This is a genomic window from Burkholderia sp. BCC0097 (genome assembly GCF_902832985.1).
GTDB classification, from domain to species: Bacteria; Pseudomonadota; Gammaproteobacteria; order Burkholderiales; family Burkholderiaceae; genus Burkholderia; species Burkholderia orbicola.
In genome coordinates, this window is record NZ_CADFDM010000008.1 from 53,821 (window position 1) to 71,232 (window position 17,412).

Sequence of the window (17,412 nt, forward strand, 5' to 3'; positions counted from 1 at the left end):
GTCCTCAAGCATCGGGCGCCGGCACACCGTACCCCGTCGAATCCTTGCCGGCGACGTGGATCTTGCCGCCCGCGAGCGTCCGCAGCACGACATAGAACACCGGCGTCAGCATCAGCCCGAACAGCGTCACGCCAAGCATCCCGAAGAACACCGCGACCCCCATCGCATGGCGCATTTCCGAACCGGCGCCGGTCGACGTGACGAGCGGCACCACGCCCATGATGAAGGCGATCGACGTCATCAGGATCGGGCGCAGCCGCAGCCGGCTCGCCTCGATCGCGGCCTCGAGCGGCGTCCTGCCGTCGTGTTCGAGCTCGCGCGCGAATTCGACGATCAGGATCGCGTTCTTCGCCGACAGCCCCACCAGCACCATCAGGCCGATCTGCGTGAAGATGTTGTTGTCGCCCTGCGTGAGCCACACACCCGTCAGCGCCGACAGAATGCTCATCGGCACGATCAGGATCACCGCGAGCGGCAGCGTCAGGCTTTCATACAGCGCGGCGAGCACGAGGAACACGAGCAGCACGCTGATCGGGAACACATACATCGCCGAATCGCCCGCGAGGATCTGCTGGTACGTGAGGTCGGTCCATTCGAAGCGCACGCCGCGCGGCAACGTTTCGTGCGCGATGCGCTCGACCGCGGCCTGCGCCTGCCCCGACGAGAAGCCGGGCGCCGGGCCGCCGTTGATGTCGGCCGCCGTGTAACCGTTGTAGCGCACGACCATTTCCGGGCCGAACGTCGGCGTCACCGTCACCAGCGACGACAGCGGCACCATCTCGCCCTTGTCGTTGCGGGTCTTCAACTGCAGGATGTCGTCCGCGCGCTGACGGAACGGCGCATCGGCCTGCACGCGCACCTGGTACACGCGCCCGAAGCGGTTGAAGTCGTTCACGTACAGCGAACCGAGATACACCTGCATCGTGTTGAACACGTCGGTCACCGGCACGCCGAGCTGCTTCGCCTTCACGCGGTCGAGATCGACGTTGAGCTGCGGCACGTTGATCTGGTAGCTCGTGAACAGCGGACCGAGTTCAGGCGCCTGCTGCGCGCGCTTGATGAAGTCGTTGGTCGCATCCGACAGCTTCGCGTAGCCGACCGCGCCGCGATCCTCGATCTGCATCTTGAACCCGCCGAGTGTACCGAGGCCGAGCACCGGCGGCGGCGGGAACACCGCGACGAACGAATCCTTCATCGCGCTGTACTTCTGGTTCAGCGCACCCGCGATCGCGCCGGCCGACAGCGCCTTGCCGTGCCGTTCCGAGAACGGCTTGAGCGTGACGAACACGATGCCCGCGCTCGAGCTGTTGGTGAAGCCGTTCACCGACAGCCCCGGGAACGCGACCGCGCTCTCGACGCCCGGCTGCTTCAGCGCGATCGAGCCCATGTCGCGGATCACCTTCTCGGTGCGGTCGAGCGAGGCGCCGTTCGGCAGTTGCGCGAACGCGATCAGGTATTCCTTGTCCTGCGCGGGCACGAAGCCGCCCGGCACGACCTTCGACACGAGCACCGTCGCGCCCACCAGCACGAGGTACACGCCGAGCATCAGCGTCTTGCGCGACAGCACGCCGCGCACGCCGCGGCCGTAGTTCTCCGCGCCGCGATGGAACACCTTGTTGAAGCCGCGGAAGAAGCCGCCGAGCACGCGGTTCATCACGCGCGTGAGCCAGTCTTCCTTGTCGCCGTGCCCCTTCAGCAGGATGGCGGACAGCGCCGGCGACAGCGTCAGCGAGTTGAACGCCGAGATCACGGTCGAGATCGCGATGGTCATCGCGAACTGCTTGTAGAACTGGCCGGTCAGGCCCGACATGAACGCGAGCGGCACGAACACGGCGACGAGCGTCAGCGCGATCGCGATGATCGGCCCGCTCACTTCCTGCATCGCCTTGTAGGTCGCCTGCCGCGCGTTCATCCCGCCCTCGATGTTGCGTTCGACGTTCTCGACGACGACGATCGCATCGTCGACCACGATCCCGATCGCGAGCACCATCCCGAACAGCGACAGCGCGTTGATCGAATACCCGAACGCCAGCAGCAGCGAGAACGTGCCGATGATCGACACCGGCACCGCGATCAGCGGAATCAGCGACGCGCGCCAGGTCTGCAGGAACACGATCACGACGATCACGACCAGCGCGATCGCTTCGAGCAGCGTGTGCACGACGGCCTTGATCGACGAGCGCACGAACTGCGTCGGGTCATAGACGATCTTGTAGTCCACGCCCGCCGGCATGTCCTGCTTCAGCTCGGCCATCGTCTTGCGCACTTCGTCCGAGATCTGCAGCGAGTTCGCTCCCGGCGACTGGTTGATCGCCATCGCGACGGCCGGCTTGTTGTCGAGCAGCGAGCGCAGGCCATATTCGGATGCGTCGAGCTCGATCCGCGCGATGTCGCGCAGGTGCGTGACGCCGCCGTCCGGCGTCGTCTTCACGACGATGTCGCCGAATTCGTCTTCCGTCTGCAGACGGCCGCGTGCGTTCACCGACAACTGCAGCGGCGTGCCGGGCAGCGACGGCGATGCGCCGATCACGCCGGCCGCGACCTGCACGTTCTGCTCGCGGATCGACTGCACGACGTCCTCGGCCGACAGCCCGCGCTGCGCGACCTTTTGCGGATCGAGCCACACGCGCATCGCGTAGTCGCCCGAACCCCACAGCTGCACCTGACCGACGCCCTGGATCCGCGACAGGCGATCCTTCACGTTGATCAGCGCGTAGTTGCGCAGGTAGGTCATGTCGTAGCGGTTGTCCGGCGAGATCAGGTGGACCACCATCGTCAGCGTCGGCGAGCTCTTCACCGTGGTGATGCCGAGCCGCTGCACGTCTTCCGGCAAGCGCGGCAGCGCCTGGTTCACGCGGTTCTGCACGAGCTGCGTGGCCTTGTCCGGGTCGGTGCCGAGCTTGAACGTGACGGTGATCGTCATGTTGCCGTCGCTGTTCGCCTGCGACTGCATGTAGAGCATGTCCTCGACGCCGTTGATCTGCTCTTCAAGCGGCGACGCGACCGTCTCGGCGATCACTTTCGGGTTCGCGCCCGGGTACTGCGCCTTCACGATCACGGAAGGCGGCACGACTTCCGGATATTCAGAAATCGGCAGCAGGAACATCGCGATCACCCCGCCGAGCAGGATGATCACCGATAGGACTCCTGCAAAGATCGGCCGGTCGATAAAGAATTTTGAAATGTTCATGTGTGGCTCTGTCTGGTTGAACGCGGATGCGAAGCGGCGCGCCGCTTACGAATCCGCCTTCGCCGGTGCGGCCGGCTTCGCGTTGTCCGCGAGCGGCGCGGACGGCTCGTCGCCGCCCGTCATCGGGACCATGTGCGGCTTCACCTGCACGCCGGGACGCACGCGCTGCGTGCCGTTCACGACCACGCGGTCGCCGGCGGCAAGGCCGCTCACGATCACGCGCCGGTTGCCGTGCTGCATCCCCGGCTGCACTTCGCGATACGACACGCGGCCCTGCTGATCGACGACGAACACGAACTTCTTGTCCTGGTCGGTGTTGATCGCCGCGTCGTCGACGAGCAGCGCCTCGTGCGGCGCGCTGCCGCCCACCTTCACCCGTGCATACAAGCCCGGGACGAGCGTGCCGTCCGCGTTGTCGAAGCGTGCGCGCACGCGGATCGTGCCGGACGACGTGTCGAGCCGGTTGTCGACCGAATCGATCTCGCCGCTGCGCGAGTAGCCGGTTTCGTTCGCGAGGCCGAGCTCGACCGGCACCTTGCGGCCGCTGCGCGCGCCGTTGATGTATTGCAGGTAGGTCTGCTCGTCCGCGTCGAACGACGCGTAGATCGGCGACACCGACACCAGCGTCGTCAGCGGCGCGGCCGATGCGCCGGCCGACACGACGTTGCCGAGCGTGATTTCCGCGCGCGACACGCGGCCCGATACCGGCGCGGTGATGCGCGTATAGCCGAGGTTGATGCGCGCCGTTTCCAGCGCGGCTTCGGCGGCCTTCAGGTTCGCGTTCGCTTCGCGCGCCGCGTTCTGCTTCTCGTCGTAGTCGCGCTTCGCGATCGCGTTGTCGCCGATCAGCCGCTGCGCGCGCTGCCAGTCGGTCTGCGCATAGCCGTTGCGCGCCTGCGCGGCCGCGAGCTGCGCGGCGGCGCGGTCGACTTCCGCCTGGTACGGGCGCGGGTCGATCACGAACAGCACGTCGCCCTTCTTCACGAGCGCGCCGTCCTTGAAGTTCACCGAGACGATCGTGCCCGACACCTGCGGGCGCACGTCGACTTTTTCGACTGCTTCGAGGCGGCCCGAATAGCTTTGCCAGTCGGTCACGGTCTGCGGCACGACGGTCGCGACGTCGACTTCGGGCAGCGGCGCCGCCGCTTTCTCGGGGGCGTTCGCGTTCACGCGCATCGCGCCGAACGTGCCGAGGCCGACGACGGCGAGCGTGACGATCGCCGCGGTCGCGATTCGGGAACGGGAGGTGCGTAGGATGGCCATGTGGATCTCCAGTAAGCGTGGATTGGTTCTGGTTATTCGGGACGGTTCGGCTGGCGCGCCTGGAAGCGGCACTGGAAGAAGCGCACGGCTTCCTCGAAGGCGGCTTCGTGCGTGGCGAGCGCGGCGTGCGTGATGTCCGGATAGCGGATCACCTGCGTGAGCACGCCGGACGAGATCAGGCAGCCCGCATATTTCTCCGCTTCGACGTGCAGCACGTCGTTCTGCGCGGTGACGACGAGCGTCGGCGGCAGCCCCGCGAGGCGCACCGATTCGATCGGCGCCGCGTACGGGTGCATGCGCTGCGCCGCCTGCGGCAGATACGCGCGATAGCAAGCCGCGCATTCGCGCGCGGTGATGTCGGACGCGAGGCGCTCGGCGTCGCCGATGCGCGTCATGCTCGGGTCGAGCATCGGCCCGAACAGCGCCTGCGCGGCGATCGAGACTTCGCCGCGGTCGCGGGCGATGAAGGCCAGGCAGTTCGCGAGCTGACCGCCCGCGTCGTGCCCGGCGACCCCGATCTTCTTCGGGTTGCCGCCGAACGCGCGTGCACGCGTCGCCGCCCACACGGCGGCGCGATACGCATCCTCCGGCGCGGCCGGAAAAGGAAAGGCCGGCGCGAGCGAATAGTCGACCGACACTACGAGCGCTGGTAAGCGTTCTGCTAAAAAACGCGCGGCGAAATCGGCGTCCTCGAGCGAACCGCGGACGAAGCCGCCGCCGTGGAAATAAAGCACTACTGGCAGCCCGGTCTTGTCCGGGCGGCGGTAAAGGCGCAGCACGATGTCCTGTGCGTAGCCGGGAATTTCCACTTCGGCAACCGTCAGCGCCGCGCCCGCCAAGGCTTGAGCGGGCAGCGCGGCTTTCAGGAATTTGCTGAATTCAGAGGCGTCCATGACGATGCAGCATCCATTTCGAGATGGAACGAATTCTGGGTCCGGCAGACATTGGGATAAATGCCTATAATCCGGCAACACAATTCAACGCCCCCGAACAATCCGAGGCTGCGTTTACCCACGAGGTAGCGCAGCCTTCTTGTTCCGGCGGCAAATTAAATTGCGGAGGTTGTGATGGACCGGCTTCAGGCCATGCAGGTATTTACTCGCGTCGTCGATACAAGCAGCTTCACCAAGGCAGCTGAAACGCTCGGCTTGCCGCGCGCGTCCGTCACGACGATCATCCAGAATCTCGAAGCCTTCCTCGGCGTGCGGCTGATGCACCGGACCACGCGCCGGCTCTCGCTCACGCCGGACGGCGCCGCGTACTACGAACGATGCGTGCGCATCCTCGCGGACGTCGAGGAAACCGAGGCGAGCTTCCAGGCCAACAACCGGAAGCCGCACGGAAAGTTGCGTATCGACATGCCGGGCTCGATCGGGCGGCTGCTCGTGATTCCGTCGCTGTGCGAATTCCATACGCGCTATCCGGACATCGACCTGCAACTCGGCCTGTCCGACCGGCCTGTCGACCTCCTGCAGGAAGGCGTCGACTGCGTGATCCGCGTCGGTGCGTTGCAGGACTCGTCGCTCGTCGCCCGCCGCGTCGGCCTGTTCGAATGCGTGACGGTCGCGTCGCCCGACTATCTCGAGCACCACGGCGAGCCGCAGACGATCGACGATCTCGGCCAGCACAAGGCCGTGAACTACTTCTCCAGCCGCACGGGCCGCACGATCGACTGGACCTTCCTGATCGACGGCAAGGAAGTCGAGATGAAGATGGAGGGCATCGTGTCGGTGAACGACGCGGATGCGTACGTGACGTGCGGGGTCGAAGGCTTCGGCCTGATCCAGCCGCCGCTGTTCATGGTGCTGCCGCACCTGCGCGAAGGCCGGCTCAAGGAAGTGCTGCCCGGGGTCAAGCCGCTGCCGATGCCGATCTCGGTCGTGTATCCGCATAGCCGCCATCTGTCGCCGAAGGTGCGCGTGTTCGTCGACTGGATCGCCGAAGTGTTCGACCGCTGCCCGCTGCTGAGCGGCAAGGGCAGCCTCGACGCGACGTGCAGCAAGCGCACGTTCGAGGAAGCCGAGCGCGCGCCGGTGCTCGATACGCCGGTCATCAACGAGTGGGTCGCCTGAGCGAAGGGCATCGCCGCGTCACTTCGCCCGCCAGTTGCGGATGAACGCGCCGACCTGCACGTGACGCGCGACGCGGCCGGGCCGCACCTCGTGCGCCAGCAGCCGCGCGAATTCGACGCGCTGCATGTCCACATGCCGTGCGCAATGGCGATCGATCACCGCGATCTGGTGTTTCAGGAATGCGATCGTCTGCACGATGCCATTGCGCACGCTCGCGTGACACAACGTCAGCAGTTGATATTCCGCGATGTGCATGCGCGCCAGTTGACGTCGCCGCTGAACCAGGGCCTGCACATGTGCCAGTTGCGGATCCGACAGCGGCTCGACGAGGCGCCCGGACGACGGATGGCGGTCCAGCGCGTCGGCGAGCGCGGCCAGGAGGCGCGCCCGCGCCCCTTTTCCGTCGAGCGGTAGCGTCGCCGAATCCGGGAGCCAGTCCCGCGCCTGATGCGTCTTGACGATGGCAAGCGGCAATCGCAGCGCCTGAAGCGCGCATGCCACCTCATGCTCGGCCCCGCCGGCCGATTCCAGCACGATGAGCGCCGGCGCCCATGCGGCGATCGCCTCGGCCAGCGACTCGATGCCGAACGTCTCGTTCCGGTAGCCGAAAATCACGCTCAGCGACGAAATACACATCTCGAGCGTCTCGTGCGTCACGCCGATACCCACGCACACGGGCTCGGGCCGCAGCCCCATTCGGCCGCGATCGGCCATCGCATCGTTCATATGAATCCCCCGCTGACGACCCGCATGTCGTGCCCGTTGCCGGCACGAAATTGGTCTGTTTAACTAAATGTCACAATGAATCTGTAATATAGTGATCATGGAACCGGTACCATTCGCAGCGGCACAGCTCCCGTGGGTAGTTCGTCAGACGATCGAGCCAGCAAACGGCTGCCCTGCCGATGGCCGATGTACCGCGCAGGCGGACTGCCCCCGAAGCGGTCGCGTTGTCACGCCGCCCGTACTCACACACTCATTCGCCGCCATTACATCGTCAGGAATGCTCAGATTGATTCGAATCGGCCGCCGGCGCATCGATCGCGAACCGGCTTCGATCCTGCCCCCGCAACCATGTCGGCTCGCGGCCGACGCCTGACCACGTTTGCCCGGTATCCGGATTGAAGTATTTCGCGCGACGCTTTCTGGCGGGTGTGCCGTCGCCGGGAAAAATCTCGTTCGGCGTGAAGCCGAACTCCTCGACGCAACGCCGTACCTCGAGCAGGACCGTCGCCGCAATGGCAAGACGCTCCCGCTCCAGCTGCGTCTCGAGGAGTGCTTTTTTTTCCACATACGACTTGTAAATCAACATGCCCGCTCCTGATTCGTTCGTTCCTGTCGTTGCGCCGACCTGCTGCCGACACGATCAAGCGTAATCGCGTCGTTCGCGAACATTGACAACGTTTGTCAACAAAAACCGGCCTTTCCATTTCCATCATTCAGCCGAAAATTGAGTCATTGCTCTACATTCACGCATTTCCAGCGTTCAAAATCGTTGACAATTTTTTCGACGCATCGACCCGCATATCGCGGCAAATTACGTGCTGCCGATCGTCGAGCGCCTGCGTCGGATCATCCATTCGCGCCTGGATGCACGATACGGCCCGATCGTTCCGGCCAACATCGAAGGAGTACGTAATATGAACGTCCTCTATCTCGAGGATGACCCCGCCTATGTCGAATTGATCGCCTCGATATTGGAAATGGCCGGCTATCGCGTGCAGACGGTGAGCAACGGAAACCAGGCCATTCGTCACCTGGAGAGTTCGGTGGTCGATCTGCTGATTCTCGACTGGCAGGTGCCCGGCATGTCCGGATTCGAAGTACTTCAGTGGACGCGCGAGCGCATCGGCGGCCGCCTGCCCATCCTTTTTCTGACCAACCGCATGCGCGAGGACGAGATCTTCTCCGCGATGAACGCGGGGGCGGACGACTACATGGTGAAGCCGATCAACCGGTTCGAACTGCTGGCACGGAGCAATGCGCTGCTCAGGCGCGCGTATCAAAGCAGCAACAGCCGGCACAACGTGCTCAATCTCGGCAGCTACGCGATCGACACGACGACGCGCACCGCGCTGCTGAACGGTGTGCCGGTCAAGCTGACGCCGCGCGAGTTCGATCTCGCCGTGCTGCTGTTCCGCAATCCCGGGCGCATCATGCCGCGCGACGCGCTGATTCGCTCGCTATGGGGCCGCGATATGGCCGGCGTGTCGCGCAGTCTCGACACGCATATCTACCGGCTGCGCATGAAGCTCGTGCTGCAGCCGTCGAACGGTGTGCGGCTCAGCGCGGTGTACACGTTGGGCTACCGGCTCGAAGCGATCTGACGCGCCGTCCGCCGTCATGCCGCTCGCGGATTGCCGTCGGCGCGACGCGCGAAGAACGGCACGCGATGCCCACCGCATCGTGTCGCCGTATGCAAAGGACTATTGCGCCACGCGCGCCGCTCGTCGCGACACGCACCCTGGCCGATGCGCTGATTCCGCTGTCGGCGCCGCCCGGCAAGGCCGCGGGCATGCCCTCACTGCGCGTGCGGATTCCGATTGTTCCTGTATGACGACAATTCAATTCGCGTCTGCGCCATTTATCGCGACGGAACGGATACCTAGAGTAAACCCTGTCGCGCACCTCGTTGCGCATCGAACAGATCCCGCCAGGCGGGACCGGGGTCAGCGCCCAGGCGCCAGCTCCGACATCTCCAGGAGTGACACCATGAACCGCCGCCATCTTCTCTCGGCCCTTGCTCTCACACTTGCCGTGTCCGCACCGGCCTTCGCCGATTCGGGTACGCCGCACGCCGGCGATTACGCCAACACGTCGTGGTACTCGCAGCACAACGGCCCGCGTACGCGCGCCGAAGTGAGCGCGGAAGTCGAGCAGGCACGCAAGGACGGCACGCTCGCGTACCTGCGCAAGGCGACTTCGTATCCGCAGGGGCTCGAACTTGCACAAGGCCCGTATCGTCCGCTGCCGGAAGGCAACCAGCTCGCCGGCGGGGGCCGGTAAACGCGCGACGCCGCGCAGCGGATTGCCCGGTGCGCGGCGTCTCGAATCACCTTGTCGACGACTCGCTGAGTCAGTTAGTTGCAGGAGCACATGATGAACGACCAACTTCCTTCGCCGCTCGATCACTGGGACGACACCACGCCGGTATGGACGCCGTTCCGTTCGACCCAGCAATCGCATTGACTGGATTGACCGCCAACTGAGTTGGCGCCGGTCTTCAACGGCGCGGCACCCCGTCGCGCCATTCGCCCCAGTGCGTGACGATGTCCTGCACCAGCGGATTGCCCGCGCGGTACAGGTTTTCGGTCGCCGGGGCGAAACCGCCTTGATCCGCGTAGTTCAGCAGGTTGTCGGCGCTCGTCTGCCCCGCGTACGGCCGATCGAAATCGGACCCCGTGCGCAGCACGGCCACGCGCGACAGGTCGACCCGCTTCACGCTCGCCGCGCGCTTGAGCGCTTCATACGTCGCGTTGTCTTCCTGAGCGGTCATGCAGTAGGTGCCCTTGCCGTCCGTCAGGATCTTGGTCCACTGGCGCGCGCGCTCGCCGATCAGCGTGCCCGAGAACCACGTGTTGCCCGATGACGTATCGCACTGGATCACCGTCGGCGGCCGGTTCGCCGGCGCATACGTGAACTTCGCGCGCGCGGCCTGCGCCTGTGCGCTGTCGGCCAGCACGACGTTGCGCGACAGCGCGTAGGCGGCGTCGGTCAACTGCGGGTTGAGCTGGAATACTTCGGTGCGATAGTCGAGCGGCGGCTTGTCGTTCGGGCTCTTCGTGTTGATGCCGAGATAGCCGGTGTTCCAGCCGGCCGGAATCTCGCGTGCATCGAGCTCCCATTGCAGGCTGAAATCGACGAGGTATTTCGACCACGCGGCCGATCCGACCGTGCCCTGTGCGGGGTCGACGCCCGCGATGCCCGAGACCAGGAAATACGTGCGGCGCAGATCGAAGCGTTGCGAGAACGTGAGCGCCATGATCGTCGCCGACGCGTTCGCATAGCCCATGCCGGTCGTGACCACGCACACGTCCTGCTTGTTGCAGTGGACCGCCGGATAGTCGGGCGACAGGCCGGGCACGGTGACGTCGCGCCACGGGCCGAGCCGGTCGAGCCAGGCCTGGCCTTCCGGCCCGAACATCGTGATGATCATGACCTTGACCGGGCGGCCATGCGCGCCGGTCTCGGCGAAGGCTGCGTTGCCGGCATCGTTGCCCTGGTTGTCCTGCGCGATCGACGGCGCGGTCGCACAGGCGGCAAGCGAGAATGCGGCGGCGGAAAGAATGGAGCGAGTCAGCATCGGCGTTCCTTGTTTCGATGATGTTGGGTGAGAACGGCTGTCGGAGACTGCGCGACGAGTATAGAACGGGCGTGCGCGATGCGGAACCCGACTACGAAACGGCCGGCCGCGTTTCGTGCAAACGGCTGCGTGTTGCGCGACGGAAAATCGCGTATTCGTCGCGGCCTTGCGAACGTCAGGAATGCTATCCGGTTCGTCGCCGCGTGCGGCATCCGCCGCGTCACATCGCGCTACACGTGCAGCAGCCCCGCGATGCCGTAACCGAGCACGACGAGTGCGGCGACCACATGGCTCGCGGCCAGCCACCCCGGCGATTTCACGAAGCGCCCGATTGCACTGCCGCCGAACGCGAACACGAGCTGCCCGATGAGACTGCCGGCAAACACGCATGCGGCACCGAGCAGCCAGTGCCGGTGCGCACCGGCGGCAGCCGTCGCATAGCCGTAGAACAGCAGGATGGTGAGCGGGTTCGCGAGCGTGACGAAGAACATCGACATGAACGGGCGATCGCCCGGCGGCGTCGGCACGTCGCCGTCGAGCGTGCGGCGCCGGTCGCGCAGCGCCTGCCACAGCATCCGCGCGCCCATCGCGAGCAGCACGAGCGCACCAACGATGCGGAACAGCGACAGATGCAACGCCAGCGTGCTCGCGAGCATCGCGCCGATCGTGAACGCGACGACCGCATGGCAGCCGTCGGCCGCGGCCACGCCGATCGCCGCGCGCACGCCGGTCGCGGTGCCGGCGCGCATGCCGTAGTTCGCGATCATCAGCGCGACGGGCCCGACCGACAGCGCGATCATCAGCCCGAACAGGAAGTCGCTCATCGGTCGTCGGTGCGTTCAACGGAAGGCATCGATTCTATCGACCGACGGCGCTCCTGCATGAGAGAAAACGCGTCAGGCGACGTCGACGCGGGCGGGCCCGTCCACCATCTCGCCGATCACGGCCGCGCGGTCGAAACCGTCGGCGCGGAAGCACGCGAGCACGTCGTCGACGGCCTCGGGCGCACACGCGACCAGCAGCCCGCCCGACGTCTGCGGATCGGTCAGCAGCGCCTGCGCGACAGGCGGCAGCCCGTCCGCGAGCCGTACGTCGGTGCCGTACGCGGCCCAGTTGCGGCCCGACGCACCGGTGAACACGCCGTCGGCCACGAACGTCTCGACGCCCGCCAGCCACGGCAGCGACGCATAGTGCACGCGCGCGGTGAGCTGCGCACCGCGCGCCAGTTCGAGCGTATGGCCGAGCAGCCCGAAGCCCGTGACGTCGGTCAGCGCATGCACGCCCGCCAGCGCGGCAAGCTCGGCGCCCGGCCGGTTCAGCTTGGTGGTCGTCGCGACCATCTGCGCGTAACCGTCGGCATCGAGCTGGTTCTTCTTCAGCGCGGCCGACAGTACGCCGACGCCGAGCGGCTTGCCGAGCACGAGCACGTCGCCCGCGCGCGCGGCCGCGTTGCGCTTCACGCGCGACGGATGCACGACGCCGATCGCCGCGAGCCCGTAGATCGGCTCGACCGAATCGATCGAATGACCGCCGGCGACCGGAATGCCGGCATCCGCGCACACCGATTCGCCGCCGCGCAGCACGGCCGCGATCGTCTCGTGCGGCAGCACGTTGATCGGCATGCCGACCAGCGCGAGCGCGAGGATCGGCTTGCCGCCCATCGCATAGACGTCGGAGAGCGCGTTGGTGGCCGCGATGCGGCCAAAGTCGAACGGATCGTCGACGATCGGCATGAAGAAATCGGTGGTCGCGACGATCGCCTGCTCGTCGTTGAGCCGGTAGACGGCCGCGTCGTCGGACGTCTCGGTGCCGACCAGCAGATCCGGGAACAGCGCGGGCGGCGTCGCGCGCTTGAGCAGCTCGGACAGCACGCCCGGCGCGATCTTGCAGCCGCAGCCGCCTCCGTGCGACAGGCTCGTGAGGCGCGGAACGGCAGGCTGGGCTTGGGTGGCTTCGGTCATCGTCGGCATCCGGTGAATAACAACGTTCCATTATCGACAATTCCGCGCGAGCGCGCCCGATACGCTCTCCACGTCGCGAAGAGCCTCGACTCATCTTTGACGGAATCGCAACGAGCCGATATTGCCGTGCTCACCCCTCAAGCCACCGCCACGGCCCCGCCGAACGCCCGCTCGTCGATCGCCTCGGCAAGCGTCGCGAACGCGGTCGCGATCTCGTCTTCCGGCACGCACGCATAGCCGAGCAGCAAACCCGAGGCAGCCCGTGAGCGGTCCGCGTAATACCCGGACAGCGGCCGCACGACGATGTTGCGCTCCAGCGCGGCCTGCGCGACCGCGCGATCGTCGACGCCATCGGGCAACTGCGTGACGAGATGCAGCCCCGCGTCGCTGCCGAGCGCATGCAGCGTATCGCCGTAGCGCCGCGCGACCGCGTCGAGCAGCACCTCGCGGCGTTGCCCGTACAGCGTGCGCATCTTGCGAATATGCGACACGAAGTGCCCTTCCGCGATGAATTCGGCGAGCACGGCCTGCTGCAGCAACTGCCCTTCGCGATACAGCTCGGCGCTCGCGGTCGCGAAACTCTCCGCGAGCGGCTCCGGCGCGACCAGATAGCCGACCCGCAGCCCCGGGAACAGCGTCTTGCCGAAACTGCCCACGTAGATCACCTGCCCGGCCGTGTCGAGACCCTGCAGCGACGCGAGCGGCCGGCTGCCATAGCGGAATTCGCTGTCGTAATCGTCCTCGATGATCCAGCAGCCGTGCTGGCGCGCGTATTCGAGCAGCATCCGCCGCCGCGCGAGGCTCATCACCATGCCGAGCGGATACTGGTGCGACGGCGTGACGAGCATCAGCTTCGGTGGCTCGGCCAGATCGGCGGCCGACGGCGCGATCCCTTCGTCGTCGACCGGAATCGGCCGTGTGGTCAGCCCTGACACGTTCAGCACGCTGCGCACGCCCCAGTAGCACGGGTCCTCGGTCCAGATCGCGTCGCCCGGATCGGTCAGCAGCCGCACCGCGAGGTCGATCGACTGGTGGATGCCGGTCGTGATCACGATCTGCTCGGGCGTGCAGCGCACCGAGCGCGACGTGCGCAGGTAGTCGGCCAGCGCCTCGCGCAGCAGCGCGAGCCCGCCGCCGGGCGCGTAGGTCAGCAGGTCCGGGCGCAGGCGCCGCCAGTACTTGTTGTGCAGCCGCGTCCACACGCGCGCCGGAAAACGCGACACATCGGGCACGCCCGGCATGAACGCGCCGCCCTGGCGCTTCGACACGCCGGCGCCTTCGACGAGCCGCGCGCCGCGCGCGGACAGCCGCCGCGCGGACGGCATCACGACGGCCGGGCCTGCGCCCGCGTCGGGCGGCGCGCCGACGATCTCGTCCGGCGCGCTGTCGGCGACGAACGTGCCGCGCCCCGTCGCCGAGTTCACATAGCCTTCGAGCACAAGCTGTTCGTAAACCTGCGTGACCGTGTTGCGCGCGATCCCGAGCTCGGCGGCCAGCAGCCGCGACGACGGCACGCGCGTGCCGGCCGGCAGTTCGCGCGACAGGATCGCCTGTTGCAGCAGCCGGTGAAGCTGCCGGTAGATCGGCTGTTCGCCGCCGCGCACGAGGCGCTGCGCCAGCCAGTCCGACAACACGCTCGCGCGCATGATTGGCTCCTGAATATTTATTGAAATGGCTCTGATTGCCAGAGCCAAATGTGATTATAGTCGCCTCCATGGGCTGCCAAGGCGCCCGATTCCCTACCCACCGACAGAACATCAAGGAGATGACCGTGAAGAATGCCGACCTGCAGGCCCGCAAGAACGCCGCCACCCCGCGCGGCGTCGGCGTGATGTGCGATTTCTACGCCGCCCGCGCCGAGAACGCGGAGCTGTGGGATGTCGAAGGCCGCCGCTTCATCGATTTCGCCGCCGGCATCGCGGTGCTGAACACGGGCCACCGTCACCCGAAGATCGTCAAGGCGATCGCCGATCAGCTGAACAACTTCACGCACACCGCTTACCAGATCGTCCCGTACGCGTCGTACGTCGAACTGGCGGAAAAGATCAACGAGCGCGCGCCGGGCGACTTCCCGAAGAAGACGGCGTTCTTCACGACCGGCGCCGAAGCCGTCGAGAACGCGGTCAAGATCGCGCGCGCGGCGACCGGCCGTCCGGGCGTCATCGCGTTCTCGGGCGGCTTCCACGGCCGCACGATGATGGGCATGGCGCTGACCGGCAAGGTCGCACCGTACAAGCTGAACTTCGGCCCGTTCCCGGGCGACGTGTTCCACGCGCCGTACCCGAACGCCGTGCACGGCGTGACGACCGCCGACTCGATCAAGGCGATCGAGATGCTGTTCAAGGCCGACATCGATCCGAAGCGCGTCGCCGCGATCATCTTCGAACCGGTCCAGGGCGAAGGCGGCTTCAACCCGGCGCCGGCCGAATTCGTGCGCGCGCTGCGCAAGATCTGTAACGAGCACGGCATCCTGCTGATCGCCGACGAAGTGCAGACGGGCTTCGCGCGTACCGGCAAGCTGTTCGCGATGCAGCACTACGACGTGCTGGCCGACCTGATCACGATGGCGAAGAGCCTCGCGGGCGGCATGCCGCTGTCGGGCGTCGTCGGCCGGGCGGACGTGATGGACGCGGCCGCGCCCGGCGGCCTCGGCGGCACCTACGCGGGCAACCCGCTGGCGGTCGCCTCCGCGCACGCGGTGCTCGAGATCATCGACGAAGAGAAGCTGTGCGAGCGCGCGACGCAACTCGGCGACGTGCTGAAGGCGAAACTGAATGCGCTGCAGGCCGACGTGCCGCAGATCGCCGACGTACGCGGCCCGGGCGCGATGATCGCGGTCGAATTCCTGAAGCCGGGTTCGGGCGAGCCGGATGCCGAATTCACGAAGCGCGTGCAGACGCGTGCGCTCGAGCGCGGCCTGCTGCTGCTCGTGTGCGGCGTGTACTCGAACGTCGTGCGCTTCCTGTTCCCGCTGACGATCCCGCAAGCCGTGTTCGACGAAGCGCTCGTGATCCTCGAGGAAGTGCTGAAGGAAACGGTCGGCGTGCCGGCCTGAGTGCCCGTCCACTTCAACTGAATGCGCCGCCGCCGTCGTGAAGACGGCGGCGGCCGTTTTCATCCGTCCTTTTTCGAAGCAGGTGATGCATATGAGCACGGTTCAGGAAACCCTGGCACTGAAAGATCCGTCGCTGTTCCGCCAGCAGGCGTACGTCAACGGCGAATGGCAAGGCGCGACGAACGGCGAGACGTTCGAGGTCCGCAACCCGGCTACCGGCGGCCTGCTCGGCACCGTGCCGGCGATGGGCACGGCGGAAACGCGTCACGCGATCGACGCCGCGAACGCCGCATGGCCGGCGTGGCGCAAGAAGACCGCGAAGGAACGTGCGGTCATCCTGCGCAAATGGCACGACCTGATGATGGAAAACGCCGACGACCTCGCGCTGATCCTCACGACCGAGCAAGGCAAGTCGCTGGCCGAAGCGAAGGGCGAGATCGGCTACGCGGCGTCGTTCCTCGAGTGGTTCGCGGAAGAAGGCAAGCGCGTGTACGGCGACACGATCCCGACGCCGGCGAGCGACAAGCGCATCGTCGTGACGAAGGAGGCGATCGGCGTATGCGCGGCGATCACGCCGTGGAACTTCCCGGCGGCGATGATCACGCGCAAGGTCGGCCCGGCGCTCGCGGCAGGCTGCCCGATCGTCGTGAAGCCGGCGGAAGCGACGCCGTTCTCGGCGCTCGCGATGGCCGTGCTGGCCGAACGCGCGGGCGTGCCGGCCGGCGTGTTCAGCGTCGTCACGGGCGACCCGAAGGCGATCGGCGGCGAGCTGACGTCGAACCCGATCGTGCGCAAGCTGTCGTTCACGGGCTCGACGCCGGTCGGCCGCCTGCTGATGGCGCAGTGCGCGGCGACGGTCAAGAAGGTGTCGCTGGAGCTCGGCGGCAACGCGCCGTTCATCGTGTTCGACGACGCCGATCTCGATGCGGCCGTGCAGGGCGCGATCGCGTCGAAGTACCGCAACAGCGGCCAGACGTGCGTGTGCACGAACCGCTTCTATGTGCACGAAGCCGTGTACGACCAGTTCGCGCAGAAGCTCGCGGCGGCCGTCGGCCAGTTGAAGGTCGGCCGCGGCACGGAGCCGGGCGTCACGCAAGGCCCGCTGATCAACGAAGCGGCAGTGCTGAAGGTCGAGGCGCACATCGAGGACGCGCTCGCGAAGGGTGCGACCGTCGTGACGGGTGGCAAGCGCCACGCGCTCGGCCACGGCTTCTTCGAGCCGACCGTGCTGACGGGCGTCACGCCGGCGATGAAGGTCGCGAAGGAAGAGACGTTCGGGCCGCTCGCGCCGCTGTTCAAGTTCGGCAGCGACGACGAGGTGATCCGCCTCGCGAACGACACCGAGTTCGGCTTGGCCGCGTACTTCTACAGCCGCGACATCGGCCGCGTGTGGAAGGTGGCGGAAGCGCTCGAGTACGGGATGGTCGGCGTGAACACGGGCCTGATCTCGAACGAAGTCGCGCCATTCGGTGGCGTCAAGCAATCGGGCCTCGGCCGCGAAGGCTCGCACTACGGCATCGACGACTACGTCGTGATCAAGTACCTCTGCCTCGCCGTCTGACGGTTCA

15 protein-coding genes are annotated in these 17,412 nt (G+C 66.5%); 6 read left to right on the top strand and 9 right to left on the bottom strand.

Annotation, left to right across the window (positions count from 1 at the left end; translation table 11 throughout):
• Positions 1-4: 4 nt before the first annotated feature.
• Genes ceoB through HWX07_RS26155 form a run of 3 tightly spaced genes read right to left on the bottom strand, consistent with a single transcriptional unit; the run spans position 5 to position 5,346 of the window.
• Positions 5-3,190, bottom strand: coding sequence for a multidrug efflux RND transporter permease subunit CeoB (gene ceoB, locus HWX07_RS26145; RefSeq protein WP_011546851.1), 3,186 nt, complete (start codon positions 3,188-3,190; stop codon positions 5-7).
• A gap of 45 nt (positions 3,191-3,235) precedes the next feature.
• Positions 3,236-4,453 (bottom strand): multidrug efflux RND transporter periplasmic adaptor subunit CeoA, encoded by a 1,218-nt coding sequence (gene ceoA / locus HWX07_RS26150; RefSeq protein WP_175878207.1) that lies wholly within the window; start codon positions 4,451-4,453, stop codon positions 3,236-3,238.
• A gap of 32 nt (positions 4,454-4,485) precedes the next feature.
• Positions 4,486-5,346: an alpha/beta hydrolase gene (locus HWX07_RS26155; RefSeq protein WP_074805355.1), complete on the bottom strand. Its 861-nt coding sequence runs from the start codon at positions 5,344-5,346 to the stop codon at positions 4,486-4,488.
• A gap of 174 nt (positions 5,347-5,520) precedes the next feature.
• Between HWX07_RS26155 and ceoR the strand changes: the two genes are divergently transcribed.
• Positions 5,521-6,525 (top strand): putative multidrug efflux transcriptional regulator CeoR, encoded by a 1,005-nt coding sequence (gene ceoR, locus HWX07_RS26160; protein ID WP_175878208.1) that lies wholly within the window; start codon positions 5,521-5,523, stop codon positions 6,523-6,525.
• An 18-nt stretch (positions 6,526-6,543) separates the two neighbouring features.
• On the opposite strand, the gene HWX07_RS26165 is transcribed toward ceoR, so the two are convergent.
• Positions 6,544-7,251, bottom strand: a complete 708-nt coding sequence (locus tag HWX07_RS26165) for a hypothetical protein (protein WP_175878209.1) — start codon at positions 7,249-7,251, stop codon at positions 6,544-6,546.
• A gap of 271 nt (positions 7,252-7,522) precedes the next feature.
• A complete protein-coding gene (locus tag HWX07_RS26170; RefSeq protein WP_124698973.1) occupies positions 7,523-7,837 on the bottom strand; it encodes an H-NS histone family protein in 315 nt (104 codons plus the stop codon).
• 328 nt (positions 7,838-8,165) lie between these two features.
• On the opposite strand from HWX07_RS26170, the gene HWX07_RS26175 reads away from it, so the two are divergent.
• The 3 genes from HWX07_RS26175 (at position 8,166) to HWX07_RS26185 (ending at position 9,531) form a co-directional block, all read left to right on the top strand.
• Entirely contained in the window at positions 8,166-8,852 is a 687-nt protein-coding gene (locus tag HWX07_RS26175; protein ID WP_175878210.1) for a response regulator transcription factor, read from the top strand.
• Positions 8,853-8,941: 89 nt separating this feature from the next.
• The gene (locus HWX07_RS26180; protein WP_175878211.1) at positions 8,942-9,082 is read left to right on the top strand and encodes a hypothetical protein; all 141 of its coding nucleotides are present in this window, start codon (positions 8,942-8,944) and stop codon (positions 9,080-9,082) included.
• Between the two features lie 155 nt (positions 9,083-9,237).
• Positions 9,238-9,531: a DUF4148 domain-containing protein gene (locus tag HWX07_RS26185; protein WP_012339340.1), complete on the top strand. Its 294-nt coding sequence runs from the start codon at positions 9,238-9,240 to the stop codon at positions 9,529-9,531.
• Between the two features lie 217 nt (positions 9,532-9,748).
• On the opposite strand, the gene HWX07_RS26190 is transcribed toward HWX07_RS26185, so the two are convergent.
• From HWX07_RS26190 to HWX07_RS26205, 4 genes are all read right to left on the bottom strand, one after another.
• Positions 9,749-10,828, bottom strand: a complete 1,080-nt coding sequence (locus HWX07_RS26190; protein ID WP_175878212.1) for a purine nucleoside permease — start codon at positions 10,826-10,828, stop codon at positions 9,749-9,751.
• Between the two features lie 230 nt (positions 10,829-11,058).
• A complete protein-coding gene (locus HWX07_RS26195) occupies positions 11,059-11,652 on the bottom strand; it encodes a LysE family transporter (RefSeq protein WP_175878213.1) in 594 nt (197 codons plus the stop codon).
• 72 nt (positions 11,653-11,724) lie between these two features.
• Positions 11,725-12,789 (bottom strand): selenide, water dikinase SelD, encoded by a 1,065-nt coding sequence (gene selD, locus HWX07_RS26200; RefSeq protein WP_175878214.1) that lies wholly within the window; start codon positions 12,787-12,789, stop codon positions 11,725-11,727.
• 137 nt (positions 12,790-12,926) lie between these two features.
• A complete protein-coding gene (locus tag HWX07_RS26205) occupies positions 12,927-14,435 on the bottom strand; it encodes a PLP-dependent aminotransferase family protein (RefSeq protein ID WP_175878215.1) in 1,509 nt (502 codons plus the stop codon).
• Positions 14,436-14,560: 125 nt separating this feature from the next.
• On the opposite strand from HWX07_RS26205, the gene HWX07_RS26210 reads away from it, so the two are divergent.
• Positions 14,561-15,844, top strand: a complete 1,284-nt coding sequence (locus tag HWX07_RS26210; RefSeq protein WP_124632738.1) for a 4-aminobutyrate--2-oxoglutarate transaminase — start codon at positions 14,561-14,563, stop codon at positions 15,842-15,844.
• Positions 15,845-15,935: 91 nt separating this feature from the next.
• Positions 15,936-17,405 carry an NADP-dependent succinate-semialdehyde dehydrogenase gene (gabD, locus tag HWX07_RS26215; RefSeq protein WP_047902325.1) on the top strand — a complete coding sequence of 490 codons (1,470 nt, stop codon included), beginning with the start codon at positions 15,936-15,938 and terminating at the stop codon, positions 17,403-17,405.
• The last annotated feature ends 7 nt before the right edge of the window (positions 17,406-17,412 follow it).